Here is a 15,025-nt window from a genome sequence, read left to right as displayed (position 1 = left end):
GTCCTGTTTCGCGGGCCGGCGCACAGGTAAAGTCGGCCGGCCTTCTCCTGATTCCGGAATCCCGTTTTGCGCTACGCTCTCTATTTTTCGCCCGCCGAAAACCATCCGCTGACGAAGGCGGCAGCGCGTTGGCTCTGCCGTGACGCCTTTACCGGCGAGACGTTTCCGACGCCCGATGTCGAAGGCCTGTCCCGCGACACCGTCCATGAACTGACCGCCGATCCGCGCCGCTACGCCTTTCACGCGACGCTCAAGGCGCCGTTCGAGCTGCATCCGGACCGGACGGAAGCCGAGCTGATCAGGGCCGCCGAACGCTTTGCCGCAGAGACCACCGCGTTCGACATCCCGAACGTCATCGTCGGCCAGCTGGGGCGGTTCTTCGCGCTGGTTCCCGATACCATTTACCCGGAGCTCCAGCATTTTGCCGGACGCGTCGTCGAAGAGTTCGAACATTTTCGCGCACCGCTGTCGGAGGACGATATCGCGCGGCGTAAACCTGATATGTTAAGTTCGGCCCAGCGCGCCAATCTCGACCGCTGGGGTTATCCCTATGTCATGGACGAGTTCCGCTTCCACATGACGTTGACCGGGCAGGTCCCGCCCGAAGAGGCGCCCATCATGCGCCGCGAGCTCGACCGCCGCTTTGCCGATTTCGCCAACGCGCCGCTGACCGTCGATGGGCTCGCCATCTTCGTAGAGCCGGAGCGCGGCACACCCTTCATCGCCCATCGCTGGCTTCCGCTGGCGTCCGCCTTCGAAAACAGAAAGACCGCATCATGACCGCCGAACTCGTGCTCACCAATGCCCGCATCGTGCTCGAGGACAGCGTGATCTCCGGTTCCGTCCAGATCCGGAACGGCAAGATCACCGACATCTCGGAAGGCAATGTCCATACCGGCGAGGATTTCGAGGGCGACTATCTGATCCCGGGCCTGGTCGAACTTCATACCGACCATCTGGAACAGCATTATTCGCCGCGCCCGGGCGTGCGCTGGAACACCACGGCGGCGATCCAGGCCCATGACGCACAGATCGCCACCTCCGGCATCACCACCGTCTTCGACTGCCTGCGCATGGGCGCCGACGAGGACGGCGGCTTTGCCCATGGCGAAATGCGCGCCATGGCGGACGCGATTGCCGCTGCCGGCGCCTACGGCCGCCTGCGCTCCGAACATTTCCTGCATCTGCGCTGTGAAGTCTCCGCCGACAATTGCATGGAGCATTTCGTCGACTTCGAGAACGATCCGCATGTCCGGCTCGTCTCGCTGATGGATCACGCGCCAGGCCAGCGGCAGTTCCAGACGATGGATCAGTACACGCTCTACTACCAGAAGAAGCGCGGCCTCAGCGATGAGGCATTCGCCGCTTTCGTCGCCAAACGCCAGGAAGAATCGGCACGCAATGCGACGCCGCACCGCGTTGCGATCTCCAAGATCTGCGCCGAGCATGGCATTGCAGTCGCAAGCCATGACGACGCGACGCTCTCCCATGTGGGCGAAGCGATCGACAACGGCGTTCGGCTGGCGGAATTCCCGACCAGTTTCGATGCGGCAAAGGCTTCGCACGAAGCAGGCATGAGCGTGCTGATGGGCGCGCCGAACATCGTTCGCGGCAAGTCGCATTCCGGCAATATCGCCGCCCGCGACCTTGCCGAGCGTGGCGTGCTCGACGTGCTCTCCTCCGATTACGTGCCGCTCAGCCTGCTGCACGCGCCCTTCGTGCTTGCCTCGGAGGTTGAAAGCATCTCGCTGCCGAAGGCGCTCGCCATGGTAACATCGACCCCTGCCCGCACCGTCAGCCTCGACGACCGGGGCCGGATCGCGACCGGCCTGCGTGCCGATATCGTCCGCGTCCATCACGAAGAGGGGGTTCCCGTCTCCCGCGCCGTCTGGCGGGAAGGCCGGCGGGTCGCCTGATGGACGCCAGGCCGACAGCAACGGAACCGGAGCGAAGCGGCTGCATGGTCGCGGTCGTCGGCCCGAGCGGGGCCGGCAAGGACACGCTGATGGCCTATGCCGCCCGGTTCTTCGAGGGCCGCGATGACGTCGTCTTCGTACGGCGCGTCATCACCCGCAACGCCGCCGCCGGCGGTGAAGACCATGATGGCGTTTCCGAAGCGGAATTCGAGGCTCTGGAACAGGCCGGTCGTTTTGCGGTCTCCTGGGGTGCCCACGGCCTGCGATACGGCATTCCCGTCGAGACGAAAGAGGCCATGGCAAAAGGCCAGCTGGTCGTCGCCAACGGCTCGCGTTCCGCGCTTGCCCGGTTCAAGGATACCTATCCGTCGCTGGTGGTCATCAACATCACCGCCAGCCTGGACGTGCTCGCGGCCCGGCTCGAAGCGCGCGGGCGGGAAACGCGCGAGGAAATACTTCGGCGTCTCGAACGCAGCTCGCTGACCGTGACCGGCAACTACCAGGTGGTGACGATCGACAATAGCGGATCGCTCGAAGATGCCGGCAGGGCCTTGATCGAGGCCCTCAACGGTTGCTTTGCGAGCCACCCGACTGGTTAGCGAAAAACGTTCGATCGTTCTTTAAAGTCCCTGATCCGGCTCTATGTGCCTTTCCTTATAAGGAAAGGAAAAATCATGGGCCAGAGCAAGCCGCGCGAAGGGCAACGTCCCGATGGGGCTACTGCCATCGATCTGGAAGCGCGCGTCGTTGTTCTGGAAATCGTCTCCATGACGGCGTTGGCGCTTGCCATGGACACGTCCGAGAACGCAGACGTCGAACACGCCCGCGGGATCAGCAACCTCGTTCTCGAAGCCGTGCACCAGCGCTGTCACGAGATGAACATGCCCGAGGATGCGCGGCTCACCGCCTGCACCTATGCAGATGAGCTGCTTTCGACCGCACTTCTGTCTCTTTATCCGCAGGAACGCTGAGCCTTAGGCTCAATGCGCTTCGTCCCAATTGCTGGCGGCGCGAGCATCGACCTTCAGCGGCACCCGCATCGAGATCGCCGGCATGGCCGCCTGCTCCATGGTCGAGATGATCACCGGCAAGGTCTTGTCGATCTCCTCATCCTCGACCTCGAAGATCAGTTCGTCGTGCACCTGCAGCAGCATGCGGGCCCTTCCGTTCAGCCCGGTCGTTTCCAGCGCCGATTCCATCTTCGCCATCGCGCGGCGGATGATATCGGCGGCCGAACCCTGGATCGGCGCATTGATCGACGCACGTTCGTTGAAGGCACGCACCGAAGGGTTGGAGGACTTGATCTCCGGATAATGCGCCCGGCGGCCGAAGATCGTCTCGACGTAACCGTTCTCGCGCGCGAAGGTCTTGGTGCTTTCCATATAATCGCGGATGCCCGGGAAACGCTCGAAATACTTCTTGATATAGTCGCCCGCTTCAGAGCGTTCGATCGACAGCTGGTTGGCCAACCCGAAAGCCGAGATGCCGTAGATGATGCCGAAGTTGATCGCCTTGGCGCGGCGGCGCACTTCGCTCGGCATGCCTTCGACCGGCACGCCGAACATTTCCGAGGCCGTCATCGCGTGAATGTCGATCCCATCGGCAAAGGCCTGGCGCAGCTGCGGAATATCGGCCACATGCGCAAGCACGCGCAGCTCGATCTGGCTGTAGTCGGCGGAGACCAGCTTGTGGCCGGGCGTCGAGATGAAGGCGGTGCGGATCTTGCGGCCTTCCGCCGTACGCACCGGGATGTTCTGCAGGTTCGGTTCCGAAGAGGAAAGCCGGCCTGTGGTGGTGGAGGCAAGCGAGTAGCAGGTGTGGACCCGCTTCGTTTCCGGGTGAACGTAACCCGGCAGCGCGTCCGTGTAGGTGGATTTCAGCTTTGTCAGCTGGCGCCAGTCGACGATCTTGCGCGGCAGGGGATGACCTTCGGCAGCCAAATCTTCCAGCACGCTGGCCGAGGTAGACCACTGGCCGGTCTTGGTCTTGGCGCCGCCCGGCAGGCCCATCTTGCCGAACAGGATGTCGCCGAGCTGTTTCGGGGAGCCGATGGTGAACTTTTCTCCCGCCAGTTGGTAGATCTCGTCTTCGAAGGCGGCGGCCCGCTGGGCAAGCTCGCCGGAAAGCCTGGACAGGATCTGCCGGTCGATGGTGATGCCGCGCTCTTCCATGCGGGCGAGTACCGAAACCAGCGGCCGCTCGAGCCGCTCATAGATGCGCGTCAGGCCTGCGGCCGCCAGCTGCGGTTTCAGCACCATCCACAGGCGCAGCGTCACGTCGGCGTCTTCCGCCGCATAGGCGGTTGCCTTGTCGATATCGACGAAATCGAAGGTGACGCCCGCCTTGCCGCTGCCGGCGACTTCCTTGAAGGTGATCGGCTTGTGGTTCAGCCAGCGCTCCGACAGGGCGTCCATGCCGTGGTTCGCCTTGCCGGCCTCCAGTACATAGGACATCAGCATCGTATCGTCGTAACCCTCGACGGTGATGCCATGACGTCTCATCAGCAGGTAATCGAACTTCAGGTTCTGCGCCACTTTCAGGACCGACGGGTCCTCCAGCAGCGGCTTCAGACGCGCCAGCGCTTCCCGGGTCGGGATCTGGTTTTCGGCAAGCCCGCCGCCGAGCAGATCGCCGACGCCGGTCTTGTGGATCAGCGGCACATAGGCCGCGCGGACTTCGAGACCGGACGGATTGGCGATATTGTCGGCAAGTGCGAGGGAAAACCCGACCAGCTCCGCCTGCATCGGATCGAGCGATGTGGTTTCCGTGTCGAAGGCGACGAGACCGGTTTCCTGCGCCGCGCGGATCCAGTCGTCCAGCACCGTCAGGTCCCGGATGGTCACGTAGCAGCTCGGATCGAGTTTGGCCTTGGCAAAGGCTTCGATGCGGGCCTCTGCGAATGCGGTCGGCGTTGCCGCCTCCGTGCCCTTGGCGACCGGCGCCTTGGCGGGATTGGCGGGCGCTTCCGCCGCCGCCTCGCCGGTATCGACCGCCGCCACGCCGCCGGCATCGAGGTCCGGGCCGCGGGCGGCCTGGCCCCATTCGACGTTCACGACGGCGGGTTCGATGGCATCGGCATCGCAATTGCAAGCGGCGGCGACGCGGCGCGTCAGCGTGCCGAATTCCATGGTCTTCAGGAAGCCGACCAGTTTCGGGCCGTCCTGCGGCTCCAGCACCAGCGCATCGAGATCGAGGTCGAGAGGCACGTCGAGCCGAAGCGAGACGAGCCGGCGCGAAAGGCGGGCGAGGTCGGCATTGGCGACGATGTTTTCGCGGCGCTTCACCTGCTTGATTTCGCCGGCGCGGGCAAGCAGCGTGTCGAGATCGCCGAATTCTTCAAGAAGCTGCGCTGCCGTCTTCGGGCCGATGCCCGGAATGCCCGGCACGTTGTCGACCGAATCTCCGACCATCGCCTGCAGGTCGATCATCTTCTCCGGCGGCACGCCCCATTTCTCGATGACGTCGGGAACGCCGATCTGCTTGTCCTTCATGCTGTCGTACATATGGACGTTCGGCGTCACGAGCTGCATCAGGTCCTTGTCCGACGAGACGATGGTCACATCGGCGCCGGTCGCCTCGGCCTGGCGGGCATAGGTCGCGATGATGTCGTCCGCCTCGAAACCTTCGGTCTCGATGCAGGGCAGGTTGAATGCGCGGGTCGCCTGGCGGATCAGGCCGAATTGCGGGATCAGCTCTTCCGGCGGCGCCGAACGGTTCGCCTTGTAGGCGTCGTAGAGCTCCTTGCGGAAGGTTTTGGCGGAATAGTCGAAAATGACGGCGAAATGGCTGGGCGTCACGCCGACCGAGGTGTCGCGCGCATCGGTCAGCAGCTTCCACAACATGTTGCAGAAGCCGGAGACGGCGCCGACCGGCAGGCCGTCGGATTTGCGGGTGAGCGGCGGCAGCGCGTGGAAGGCGCGGAAAATGAAGCCGGAACCGTCGATAAGGAAAAGATGATCGCCTTTTTTCATGGCGCAAGGAATAGCGTGGGGCATTTGATCCGTCCACGAAAACTTCGCTGCCGCGAAGCCTCCCGCCCTCACCGGAACGTTACCGATTTGTAATATGCTTTCTCTTGAAAAGCCCGGTTCGGCCCCACATTTCCTACTCACCGGCGATTGATCACGCCGCAGTCTGGCAGCCGGCATGTCCCCCGCCGAACCAGGCCGGACAAAGGCCTATCCCCCTCTCCGGGCCTTTGTCCTTCCATCAGAAACCGCCACGGCTGTCCCCTCCCTGCCGTGGCGGTTTTTTATTGCTCTTTCGCAGGAAACACTTGTCATTTCCCCCATCTTCGCACAGGCTTGGCGAAAGCATGGCGTGCGATATATCTGGCAGATATTGCTCGCAAACGGGCTCGTTCAGGGAGGGATGAAGACCAGCCATGGGATTCGACCGCTCGCATTCTGCGACATACCTGGCGGGCCAACTCGCCAAAGGCTTTGCGCGCTCCCTGCAGAAGCGGGCGATGGTGCTTGGCTTTTCCCCTGGCCAGTTTCCCGTCCTGCTCGAACTCTGGCAGGAAGACGGGCTGACGCAGAAGCAGCTCCTCGACAAGCTGGAGGTCGAACAGGCGACGCTCGCCAACACACTCGCCCGCATGGAGCGGGACGGTCTCATCCAGCGCACCCCCCATCCGAACGACCGCCGTGCACAGATCATCACGCTGACCTCGCTCGGCCGCGAGCTGGAAGTCCAGGCCGTGGAAGCGGCCTCCGAAGCGGATGCGGCCCTGTTCTCAGGCTTTCGTCGCTTCGAGCGCGAGCTGATGATCGAATACATGCGGATGATCGTCGAGAACGCACGCAAGATCTAAGCCAACGGCGTTGGCGTCTTTGCCATTGTCTCCGCTGCCCCTGACTTGCTAACAAGGTCGGGCATTCGAAACGATGGGCCGCTTCTTGCCTCCTGGGCTCGAGGTCTCGCATTTCAAAGACAGGATTTCCCATGACCGATCTTTCCGCCGTCCTCGACCGCGCCGACCAGAACCTTCCCGCAAGCCTCGAGCGCCTGTTCGGCCTCGTCCGCATCAAGTCGATCTCCACCGACCCCGCCTTCAAATCCGATTGCCGCGAGGCTGCCGAGTGGCTGGTGGCCGAACTGAAGGATCTCGGCTTCGAGGCGTCGGTTCGCGATACGACCGGTCATCCGATGGTCGTCGGCCACCACCCGGGCGCCAGCGCTGATGCGCCGCACGTGCTGTTCTACGGTCATTACGATGTCCAGCCGGTCGATCCGATCGATCTCTGGGAGGACGATCCCTTCGACCCCAAGGTCAAGGAACTCGGTGTCGGCCGCAAGGTGGTGACGGGCCGCGGCGTTGCCGACGACAAGGGGCAGCTGATGACATTCGTCGAAGCCTGCCGGGCTTACAAAGATGTGCATGGCTCGCTGCCGGTGCGCGTCACCATCCTCTTCGAAGGCGAGGAAGAATCCGGCTCGCCGTCGCTCAAACCCTTCCTCGACGCCAATGCCGCCGAACTGAAAGCCGATTACGCGCTCGTCTGCGATACCGGCATGTGGGATGCGGATACGCCGGCGATTACCGCGTCGTTGCGTGGCCTGGTCGGCGAAGAAATCATCGTCAGCGCCGCCAACCGCGACCTTCATTCCGGCATGTACGGCGGCGCTGCGGCAAACCCAATCCAGATCCTGTCGAAAATCCTCGCCGGATTGCATGACGATACCGGCCGCGTGACGCTCGAAGGCTTTTACGACGGCATCGAGGAGACGCCGTCCAACATCAAGGCGGCCTGGGAAAACCTTGTCAGCGGTCGCGACGACTTTCTGGGAGAGGTGGGCTTGTCGGAGCTGGCCGGCGAAAAGGGCCGTTCGCTGCTCGAACTGCTCTGGGCGCGGCCGACCTGCGAATTCAACGGCATCAGCGGCGGCTACGAAGGCCAGGGCTTCAAGACGGTGATCGCGTCGAAGGCCTCGGCCAAAGTGTCCTGCCGTCTCGTCGGAGGCCAGGATCCGGAAAAGATCCGCGAAAGTTTTCGTGCCTATGTGCGCTCGAAGATCCCGGCTGACTGCTCGGTGGAATTCCTGACGCATGGCGGCTCGCCGGCGATCCAGCTCGGTTACGATTCGCCGGTGCTCACCAAGGCGAAGACGGCGCTTTCCGAGGAGTGGCCGAAGCCGGCCTTGGTTGTCGGCGTTGGAGGATCGATCCCGATCGTCGGCGATTTCCAGAAGACGCTCGGCATGGAATCGCTGCTGGTCGGCTTCGGCCTCAGCGACGACCGCATCCACTCGCCGAATGAAAAATACGACCTGCGCTCCTTCCACAAGGGTATCCGCTCGTGGGCGCGCATCATCGCGGCGCTGGCTGACTGACCTCTGAAGGCCTGAAACGGAGAAGGGCCCGACGCGTCTCCGCGTCAGGCCCTTAAAAACAAAAAGGCCGGGGCAAGCCCGACCTTTCCACTCCCATTCACTGGTGCCAGTACATCCGTGGTCACTCGAAATGGGACAAGCATTTCCGACGCGGCCGCTCTTCGACCTTTTCAGATCACTGCGGCTCTAGCGGTCATCGTCCCTCGGTTAAGTAAACATCCCGTTAACGCGGATATGAAAACCGCCTCGAGACGGCACGGTCGCCCGTATTTGCCGTAACACACATGCTCGCTCAGGCTTTTGGAGCCCCGACCACGCGGTGCGTCGGAAACGCTATTGAACCCTAGATGGGAGCTAAGGTTTCCGTTTACAAGGGGTTAAGTTTAGAATCGCTCTAAACACTGGAGGAGCCCGTTCCAGAAAAGCAGAAAGGCCGGACAAGCCGGCCTTTCGCGAGTTCGACTCTGAGGTCTTCAGCAGATCATGCGCCCTGGAGGCGGTCTGCGGAAACCTTGCCAGAACGCTTGTCGCTGACGAGTTCGTAGGAGATCTTCTGACCGTCCTTGAGCTGGCCGAGGCCAGCGCGCTCAACGGCGGAGATGTGAACGAAAACGTCCTGCGAACCGTCGTCAGGCTGAATGAAGCCGTAGCCCTTGGTTGCGTTGAACCACTTTACAGTACCGGTAGCCATAACGATGCCTTTCCCTTGCAAATATGACCGACTATTCCACGCTCGAGCGCTTGGAACGTTGAAGTTTCGTATTTGAAGAGAGATCGTCGCAAACGCCGCGAGGCGCATAGTGCTGGCTATCAAACAAATATCGATGGCGAACCAGATAATGGCTCCGGTCAAAAAGGTCAAGATCGGGAAAATTAAGCCGCGCTTTCAAGGGCGAAATAGCCAGCGATTTCAAGGCGCATAAAACAGAAAACCCGGCGCGGGAGGAGGTGCGCCGGGTTTCCGAAACTGACCAACAACTGGGAGGAGGAGGTGTTGTCGGTCCCATCTGGGGCGCTGGGAGGAGGAGTGCGCCCTTCGATGAATTGAACATACAGGAGCGAAGCTTAAAAAACAGTCACGATATCGCAGTGCAGCATTGCAATTCTCGCATAGCTCCTTTGTCCTCTTGCAGCCCACACCGTCCTAGGCCAATTTGAGTGCATGAGCCTCGAATCCGTCCGCACCTTCTTCGCCGCCAACGCCCCCGATGTCCACGTCATCATTACCGAGCAAAGCTCGGCCACCGTGCCGCTTGCCGCCCTCGCTCACGGGGTGGCGCCCGAGCAGATTGCCAAGACGATCTGCGTACGCGCCGGCGAGACCACCATGCTTGTGGTGATGTCGGGAACCATCCGCCTGGACAACCGCAAATTCCGGGATCATTTCGGTGCCAAGCCGCGCATGCTCGGCGGTGACGAGACGGCCGAGATCACCGGCCATCCCATCGGCGGCGTGTGTCCGTTCGGGTTGCCTTCCCCGATCCCGATCTATTGCGACGAGTCGCTGCGGAAATTCCCGGAAGTCGTGCCTGCGGCCGGCGCCACCAATGCCGCTGTGCGCATCAGCCCCGACCGTATGGCGGACCTGACCGCAGCGACCTGGATCGATGTCGGTCAGGATCCGGTTTAGAGGCGGCCGCTCAAGTAACGGTCGTACCAGGCATGCTTGCTTTCCGCCGAAGCGGTTGCAACCACATAGCCGATGGCAAAACCGATCGCGCCGATCAGGGTGAACAGCGTCGTGGTCGCAGCGGGATGTTCGCGGATGGTGCCGGCAACCGTGCTTGCTTCGTTCTGCACGTAATGCGCAGCGTTGCCGGCGCGCTCAGTCACCTTGCCATAGGCGGCACCGGTTTTTTCGGAGAGCATTTCGCGCAGGTTGGCAATCTCGGAACGCAGCGTCGCGATCTCGGTCTTAACGTTTTCGCCGGGTTCGTGATCGAAAGAGGGCGTATTCGATTTCGCGGGGGTGTTCAGGTTTCTGACGGGCTCTGCCATTACGGCCTCCTTGCGTTTTTCAAGAGACCGTTCAACTGCCGAAGGACTGATAGGTTCCTCGTTTAAAGCAAGAACCTATCGGCTTTTCGCCAGCGCCTCGGCGAGCGCCGAGAGCTTTTGCTTGTCGTCCGAGCCTTTTTGAAGGGAGTTCACGAGGATCAGCGCGAGTGCCTCGGCATCGGGGCTCGCCTTGTCGATCTGGTGTTCCGCGCAAGCCTGGTCAAAGACCTGCTGCAGCAAGCTGAGCTGGTCCGGATTGACAGGATTTCTAACCATCTGTGTAGGCATATAACCCTCCCGATCATACGGTGCCCGACCGGCGGACCATTCTCCTCGCCCTGCTCTACAATGGCGGCTGGAGAAACTTACCAGCGGCCTTCTATTGCGACAGACTTGCGCCGGCCTTGTCGGCGCCCGAGGAACAAAAAGGTCTACAAGCCACAGGAGAGAGGATTTTGAGCCTTGGCTAATAAATTGACAATAACAATAATAGACGGGTGTAATATAAGGGTAGACCCGTACGGGTTACTACCTATACGGGTCCTTCGGGTGTCTAAGAACGAGGCATGAAGGTCCAACGGCGGCTTATGCCATGCCCGCCGGGTCGCCAGTTGGCATCAGAGCGGGATTGAGCGTCGGATCCTGCGGGTTCTTGCTGTCGCCAGGATCCTGTGCAGGCGTCAATGGCGGCTTTTCCTGGGTTCGATCGGGGACACCGCCCGCCGGTGTCGGCCCGCGCGGCTGAGGGCTCGGAGCGGGGATAGGGTCTCGATTGGGCATGATGGCCTCCTTTTCCTGTCAGGAAACCAACGATTGAGGCCAGTCACGGTTCCGCAGGGCGGCCAGTATTCCCGAAGAAAACCTCACTCGCCTTCAGCGATACAAGCGCCGGTCGCGGGAGGCGGACGACATGCCGAGCATGTAGCCTATCGCCAGGCCGAGCAGACCGACGGCAGCAATTGCCGAGCCGGTAGCGGCCGGATGGTCGACAGCGTGGGCGGCGACCATGCCCGCCTCGTCCTTGACATGATGAACGGCAGATTTCGTACGGGCACCAACGCCTGTCTCTTCGGCGACATCACCGGTAAAGCCGGCAGCGAGAGGTTTTTTGGCCATTGAAGTCTCCTTTTCGGAAACAACACCCAAACGGAACGCGAGGTTCCGTCTCCAGCTTCCCATCTGAAAGGGCAGGCCTTTGTCTGAAGGGAATGGAAACCCGCGCCGACAGGGCCGGCGCGGGCAAAACCATTATTCGGTGACTTTAGCCTGTCCTTCAGACTGCTTCAGCACGACGGCTTCCTGGCGCGGGTCCACTTTCGGAGGCGCGATGCTTGCCGTGGTGACTTCCTTGTCCACCTTGGCGGAAGCCGTGACGTCGTGGCCGGCGCATTCCGCAAGGGCTGCGGTGGATGACAGGCCGAGCACGGCGGCGATTACGAGAACTGTCTTCATGCCATTCTCCTTTCGCTGTGGTTGCAGGTGCCACGGTAACCCGTAGTGCGATGAACCCGAAATCACGAATTCGCGTTTTCGGGCTGCCTCATATGGCCTGTTTTCATCGCTTGGTAGCGATTACATCAGTTTTGAAAGGGTTTCGCGATTGACGAAAATATCAGTCTTTCCGGCTTCATAAGCGGGGTGGCTGAACTCCACCATTCCCCTTTCAGGCATTTCAAGCGCCTGCTTGACGGTGACCAGCCCGACCGGGACGCGCTGGTCGCCATTCCGGACGACTGCCTCGACGACTTTCTGCATATCCTCCCCTCCTCCAAGGTGGAATCCGTCATAACGCGGATCTTGCCTCCTTGTTCCATCAGGAATCGGATTTTTTTAAGGTTGGATGCGGTATCGGGCAGCTTTTGTAACATAGGCCAACGCCCGACCCTCCAGGGCGTTGCGGCATTTCAATGAAGGTCCAGCGGCAGCTGGATGCCCTTGGGAATATTCGGGCGTCGCTGGCTGGCGATCTGTATCTTCTGGAACGTCTCGCGCCGACGCTGCGCTTCAGCCTCGCGCAAAGCCTTCGATGCTGCGACTGCGGCCATTGCACGTTCGATCACATGTTCGGTTCTGCTCATCAGTACCTCCAAATGTTCTCTATTTGTTCTCATAAATGGAGATGGAAGTCAAGCGGTTCAAGACCGGGCCAAATAAGTGGGTCCTTTACGCCTCCTTAAATCGCCGCATTTAGAGTCGAGCCAAAGGCTTGGGCGATCAGACATTCGAGTAACAGCCTGTTTTGACAGGCGCGTAACGGGGGTATGCCGGCTCACCATGGCAGCCAGAGGCAAATCAGACAAACGCGTTGAACCGTCCTTCGAGGGTTCGCGGCCGAGCGGCGATTTACGTCTCGACGCGGATGAGCGGATCGTGGGCAACGGCCGGCCTGGCAGACGTCCATCGAAAGCCGAAAGCGACGAGCGTTCCGAGCGCCCGGAACGCGCCCGTCCCTCGCGCGACAGGAAAGCCTCCACCCGTCGCCAGGGCGGCGGGTTCTTCTCACCGCTCAAGCGCTTAGTCTACTGGTGTTTCGTGCTCGGCATCTGGGCCGGCATCGCCGTCGGCGGGCTGGTGCTCTATTACGGCGCAAAAATGCCGGCCGCCAGTACCTGGTCGATCCCGGACCGCCCTGCGAACATGAAGATCACCGCGGTCGATGGCTCGGTCGTTGCCAATCGCGGCTCGACTGGCGGCGAGGCTCTGGCGCTCGAAGAAATGTCGCCCTACCTGCCGCAGGCGGTGATCGCCATCGAGGACCGGCGTTTCTATTCGCATTTCGGCGTCGATCCGCTGGGCCTGGCGCGCGCCCTGGTCAACAACCTGACCGGCCAGCCGATCCAGGGCGGTTCAACCATCACCCAACAGCTCGCCAAGAACCTGTTCCTGTCGCCGGACCGCACGTTCGAACGCAAGATCCAGGAGGTGCTCCTGTCCTTCTGGCTGGAGCACAAGTTCACCAAGGACCAGATCCTCGCCATGTACCTGAACCGGGTGTTCTTCGGTTCGAACGCCTATGGCGTTGAGGCGGCGTCGCGGCGGTATTTCAACAAGTCCGCCCGCGACGCGAATCTCGGCGAAGCGGCGACGCTTGCCGGCCTCCTCAAGGCACCTTCCCGTCTGTCGCCGGCCCGCGATCCGAAGGCAGCGGAAGCGCGCGCCCAGGTCGTGCTCGGCACGATGCGCGAGGAAGGTTACATCACCGACAGCGACCTCAAGAGTGCCATGTCGCAGCCGCCGGCCAAGGCGAAGCGCTACTGGACCGGCGCCCAGCATTATGCCGCCGACATGGTCGTCGACGAAGTGAAGAGCCTGATCGGTGAGCCGAAAGTCGATGTGACTGTTGAGACCACGCTCGACATGCGCTTAGAAGCTGCTGCCGAAAAGTCGCTGAACGATGTGCTGAAGAAGGAAGGCGGCAAGCTCAACGCCTCGCAGGCAGCCCTCGTCTCGGTCGATGCGACCGGCGCGATCCGGGCGCTGGTGGGCGGCCGCGATTATGCGACGAGCCAGTTCAACCGCGCCGTCAAGGCGAAGCGCCAGCCGGGCTCGGCTTTCAAACCCTTCGTCTATGCCGCGGCACTCGAAGCCGGCGCCCGGCCGGACTCGATGGTCAACGATACGCCGGTCAAGATCGGCAACTGGTCACCGGAGAATTTCGACGAGAAATACCGCGGCCCGGTGACGCTCGCCTCGGCCTTCGCGCAATCGCTCAATACGGTTGCCGCGCAGCTGGCCATGCAGGTCGGTCCCGACAAGGTGGTCAGCCTCGCCCACCGGCTCGGCATCGATTCCGACATCCAGGCGAATGCTTCGATCGCGCTCGGCACCTCGGAAGTCTCGCTGGTCGAGCTGACGTCTGCCTACGCATCCTTCATGAACGGCGGCTACAAGGCGACCCCGCATATCGTCAAGCGTATCATCGATCCGGATGGCAAGGTGCTTTACGAGGCCGATTACGCCAACCCGCCGCGCGTGCTCAGCGAGCCGGTGGCGGCGACGATGAACGGCATGATGAACCGCGTCATCAACGAGGGTACCGGCAAGGCCGCCAGGATCGACGGCTGGCAGGCAGCCGGCAAGTCGGGCACCACCCAGTCGTTTCGCGACGCGCTGTTCGTCGGTTATACCAGCATCATGACGACCGGCATCTGGTTCGGCAACGACGACGGCGCCTTCATGAAGAAGGTAACCGGCGGCGGGCTGCCGGCAAAGGCCTGGAAGGAATATATGACGTCCGCGATGAAGGGTTATACGCCGACGCCGCTGTTCGGCACCGGCCGCGGCCTTGATCTGCCGCCGCCGGCCGCAGTCCAGCCGGATTCGCCGTCGACGACGATCGGCGATATCATTTCTGGCATCCTGCCCGGTGGCCGCAGAACCCAGGACGAACTCCCCGCCGATTACCCGCCGGCGCCGCGCCCTCCCGCCCAGGATTCCGCCTCGATCGAACGGGAACCCGCCCGCGTGCGGCCCGTCTATGGCGACAACCAGGGCTACGACAACAGGAACAACGGACAGATCTACGACAACAGGCCGGTCTATGGCGACCGCGGCCGTCGTGGCGATGTAATACCGCCCGGCGACGTTCCGGTCCGTGATTATCGCCAGTATCGCGGCCCCTATGATTCGTCCGCTCCGGTGCCGCCGGGAGCGATCGGCGGCGGCCCCGTTCCGCCCGGCGACGTCGGCGTTGCGGGCTCCAGAGACCAGCCGCGGCAGACAACGCTTTTCGACCTGATCATGGGGCAGTGAAGCGTATTGACAGTATTGCTCGG

17 protein-coding genes are annotated in these 15,025 nt (G+C 62.0%); 8 read left to right on the top strand and 9 right to left on the bottom strand.

The features are described from left to right. Positions 1-66: 66 nt before the first annotated feature. The 4 genes from ACSQ3G_RS21545 (at position 67) to ACSQ3G_RS21530 (ending at position 2,887) form a co-directional block, all read left to right on the top strand. Positions 67-780 carry a DUF1045 domain-containing protein gene (locus tag ACSQ3G_RS21545; RefSeq protein ID WP_436111475.1) on the top strand — a complete coding sequence of 238 codons (714 nt, stop codon included), beginning with the start codon at positions 67-69 and terminating at the stop codon, positions 778-780. Then, positions 777-1,916, top strand: coding sequence for an alpha-D-ribose 1-methylphosphonate 5-triphosphate diphosphatase (locus tag ACSQ3G_RS21540; protein ID WP_436111474.1), 1,140 nt, complete (start codon positions 777-779; stop codon positions 1,914-1,916). The genes ACSQ3G_RS21545 and ACSQ3G_RS21540 overlap by 4 nt, the downstream gene beginning before the upstream one ends. Then, entirely contained in the window at positions 1,916-2,515 is a 600-nt protein-coding gene (phnN, locus tag ACSQ3G_RS21535; protein WP_436111473.1) for a phosphonate metabolism protein/1,5-bisphosphokinase (PRPP-forming) PhnN, read from the top strand. The genes ACSQ3G_RS21540 and phnN overlap by 1 nt, the downstream gene beginning before the upstream one ends. A gap of 75 nt (positions 2,516-2,590) precedes the next feature. Further along, positions 2,591-2,887 (top strand): hypothetical protein, encoded by a 297-nt coding sequence (locus ACSQ3G_RS21530; protein WP_436111472.1) that lies wholly within the window; start codon positions 2,591-2,593, stop codon positions 2,885-2,887. A 9-nt stretch (positions 2,888-2,896) separates the two neighbouring features. Here ACSQ3G_RS21530 and polA read toward each other — a convergent pair whose 3' ends face one another. After that, positions 2,897-5,911 carry a DNA polymerase I gene (gene polA, locus ACSQ3G_RS21525; protein WP_436111471.1) on the bottom strand — a complete coding sequence of 1,005 codons (3,015 nt, stop codon included), beginning with the start codon at positions 5,909-5,911 and terminating at the stop codon, positions 2,897-2,899. Positions 5,912-6,300: 389 nt separating this feature from the next. Between polA and ACSQ3G_RS21520 the strand changes: the two genes are divergently transcribed. Both ACSQ3G_RS21520 and ACSQ3G_RS21515 read left to right on the top strand, forming a co-directional pair. Beyond that, positions 6,301-6,732: a MarR family winged helix-turn-helix transcriptional regulator gene (locus tag ACSQ3G_RS21520; RefSeq protein WP_046602923.1), complete on the top strand. Its 432-nt coding sequence runs from the start codon at positions 6,301-6,303 to the stop codon at positions 6,730-6,732. A gap of 131 nt (positions 6,733-6,863) precedes the next feature. Then, positions 6,864-8,252, top strand: coding sequence for a M20/M25/M40 family metallo-hydrolase (locus ACSQ3G_RS21515; protein WP_436111470.1), 1,389 nt, complete (start codon positions 6,864-6,866; stop codon positions 8,250-8,252). Between the two features lie 481 nt (positions 8,253-8,733). Here ACSQ3G_RS21515 and ACSQ3G_RS21510 read toward each other — a convergent pair whose 3' ends face one another. Continuing rightward, on the bottom strand, positions 8,734-8,943 hold the full coding sequence (locus tag ACSQ3G_RS21510; RefSeq protein ID WP_007754264.1) for a cold-shock protein: 210 nt from the start codon (positions 8,941-8,943) through the stop codon (positions 8,734-8,736). A 471-nt stretch (positions 8,944-9,414) separates the two neighbouring features. Between ACSQ3G_RS21510 and ACSQ3G_RS21505 the strand changes: the two genes are divergently transcribed. Further along, positions 9,415-9,882: a YbaK/EbsC family protein gene (locus ACSQ3G_RS21505; protein WP_436111469.1), complete on the top strand. Its 468-nt coding sequence runs from the start codon at positions 9,415-9,417 to the stop codon at positions 9,880-9,882. Here ACSQ3G_RS21505 and ACSQ3G_RS21500 read toward each other — a convergent pair. The 7 genes from ACSQ3G_RS21500 to ACSQ3G_RS21470 all read right to left on the bottom strand — a co-directional run bounded on the left by ACSQ3G_RS21500 (position 9,879) and on the right by ACSQ3G_RS21470 (position 12,328). Next, positions 9,879-10,250 (bottom strand): hypothetical protein, encoded by a 372-nt coding sequence (locus tag ACSQ3G_RS21500; RefSeq protein ID WP_436111468.1) that lies wholly within the window; start codon positions 10,248-10,250, stop codon positions 9,879-9,881. The two genes, ACSQ3G_RS21505 and ACSQ3G_RS21500, sit on opposite strands and share 4 nt — an antisense overlap. A gap of 75 nt (positions 10,251-10,325) precedes the next feature. Next, positions 10,326-10,538: a hypothetical protein gene (locus ACSQ3G_RS21495; protein WP_172716915.1), complete on the bottom strand. Its 213-nt coding sequence runs from the start codon at positions 10,536-10,538 to the stop codon at positions 10,326-10,328. A gap of 297 nt (positions 10,539-10,835) precedes the next feature. Further along, positions 10,836-11,030 carry a hypothetical protein gene (locus ACSQ3G_RS21490; RefSeq protein WP_105402322.1) on the bottom strand — a complete coding sequence of 65 codons (195 nt, stop codon included), beginning with the start codon at positions 11,028-11,030 and terminating at the stop codon, positions 10,836-10,838. 93 nt (positions 11,031-11,123) lie between these two features. After that, positions 11,124-11,366: a hypothetical protein gene (locus ACSQ3G_RS21485; RefSeq protein ID WP_436111467.1), complete on the bottom strand. Its 243-nt coding sequence runs from the start codon at positions 11,364-11,366 to the stop codon at positions 11,124-11,126. A 132-nt stretch (positions 11,367-11,498) separates the two neighbouring features. Then, positions 11,499-11,702 (bottom strand): hypothetical protein, encoded by a 204-nt coding sequence (locus tag ACSQ3G_RS21480; RefSeq protein ID WP_436111466.1) that lies wholly within the window; start codon positions 11,700-11,702, stop codon positions 11,499-11,501. Between the two features lie 120 nt (positions 11,703-11,822). Then, positions 11,823-12,005 (bottom strand): hypothetical protein, encoded by a 183-nt coding sequence (locus tag ACSQ3G_RS21475; protein WP_038547982.1) that lies wholly within the window; start codon positions 12,003-12,005, stop codon positions 11,823-11,825. A gap of 149 nt (positions 12,006-12,154) precedes the next feature. Next, complete coding sequence (locus tag ACSQ3G_RS21470) at positions 12,155-12,328, bottom strand: hypothetical protein (protein ID WP_436111465.1); 174 nt, start codon at positions 12,326-12,328, stop codon at positions 12,155-12,157. Between the two features lie 196 nt (positions 12,329-12,524). On the opposite strand from ACSQ3G_RS21470, the gene ACSQ3G_RS21465 reads away from it, so the two are divergent. Then, positions 12,525-15,002 (top strand): transglycosylase domain-containing protein, encoded by a 2,478-nt coding sequence (locus ACSQ3G_RS21465; protein WP_436111464.1) that lies wholly within the window; start codon positions 12,525-12,527, stop codon positions 15,000-15,002. Positions 15,003-15,025: the final 23 nt, after the last annotated feature.

Source organism: Neorhizobium tomejilense, assembly GCF_964254135.1.
GTDB lineage: Bacteria > Pseudomonadota > Alphaproteobacteria > Rhizobiales > Rhizobiaceae > Neorhizobium > Neorhizobium tomejilense.
This window is presented reverse-complemented; position numbering and strand designations above follow the sequence as displayed.

What these genes read in the sequence shown, in the direction of transcription:
- ACSQ3G_RS21540 (WP_436111474.1), top strand. Translation starts at nt 777, where the DNA reads ATGACCGCCGAACTCGTGCTCACCAATGCCCGCATCGTGCTCGAGGAC.
- phnN (WP_436111473.1), top strand. Translation starts at nt 1,916, where the DNA reads ATGGACGCCAGGCCGACAGCAACGGAACCGGAGCGAAGCGGCTGCATG.
- ACSQ3G_RS21530 (WP_436111472.1), top strand. Translation starts at nt 2,591, where the DNA reads ATGGGCCAGAGCAAGCCGCGCGAAGGGCAACGTCCCGATGGGGCTACT.
- polA (WP_436111471.1), bottom strand. Translation starts at nt 5,911, where the DNA reads ATGCCCCACGCTATTCCTTGCGCCATGAAAAAAGGCGATCATCTTTTC.
- ACSQ3G_RS21520 (WP_046602923.1), top strand. Translation starts at nt 6,301, where the DNA reads ATGGGATTCGACCGCTCGCATTCTGCGACATACCTGGCGGGCCAACTC.
- ACSQ3G_RS21515 (WP_436111470.1), top strand. Translation starts at nt 6,864, where the DNA reads ATGACCGATCTTTCCGCCGTCCTCGACCGCGCCGACCAGAACCTTCCC.
- ACSQ3G_RS21510 (WP_007754264.1), bottom strand. Translation starts at nt 8,943, where the DNA reads ATGGCTACCGGTACTGTAAAGTGGTTCAACGCAACCAAGGGCTACGGC.
- ACSQ3G_RS21505 (WP_436111469.1), top strand. Translation starts at nt 9,415, where the DNA reads ATGAGCCTCGAATCCGTCCGCACCTTCTTCGCCGCCAACGCCCCCGAT.
- ACSQ3G_RS21500 (WP_436111468.1), bottom strand. Translation starts at nt 10,250, where the DNA reads ATGGCAGAGCCCGTCAGAAACCTGAACACCCCCGCGAAATCGAATACG.
- ACSQ3G_RS21495 (WP_172716915.1), bottom strand. Translation starts at nt 10,538, where the DNA reads ATGCCTACACAGATGGTTAGAAATCCTGTCAATCCGGACCAGCTCAGC.
- ACSQ3G_RS21490 (WP_105402322.1), bottom strand. Translation starts at nt 11,030, where the DNA reads ATGCCCAATCGAGACCCTATCCCCGCTCCGAGCCCTCAGCCGCGCGGG.
- ACSQ3G_RS21485 (WP_436111467.1), bottom strand. Translation starts at nt 11,366, where the DNA reads ATGGCCAAAAAACCTCTCGCTGCCGGCTTTACCGGTGATGTCGCCGAA.
- ACSQ3G_RS21480 (WP_436111466.1), bottom strand. Translation starts at nt 11,702, where the DNA reads ATGAAGACAGTTCTCGTAATCGCCGCCGTGCTCGGCCTGTCATCCACC.
- ACSQ3G_RS21475 (WP_038547982.1), bottom strand. Translation starts at nt 12,005, where the DNA reads ATGCAGAAAGTCGTCGAGGCAGTCGTCCGGAATGGCGACCAGCGCGTC.
- ACSQ3G_RS21470 (WP_436111465.1), bottom strand. Translation starts at nt 12,328, where the DNA reads ATGAGCAGAACCGAACATGTGATCGAACGTGCAATGGCCGCAGTCGCA.
- ACSQ3G_RS21465 (WP_436111464.1), top strand. Translation starts at nt 12,525, where the DNA reads ATGGCAGCCAGAGGCAAATCAGACAAACGCGTTGAACCGTCCTTCGAG.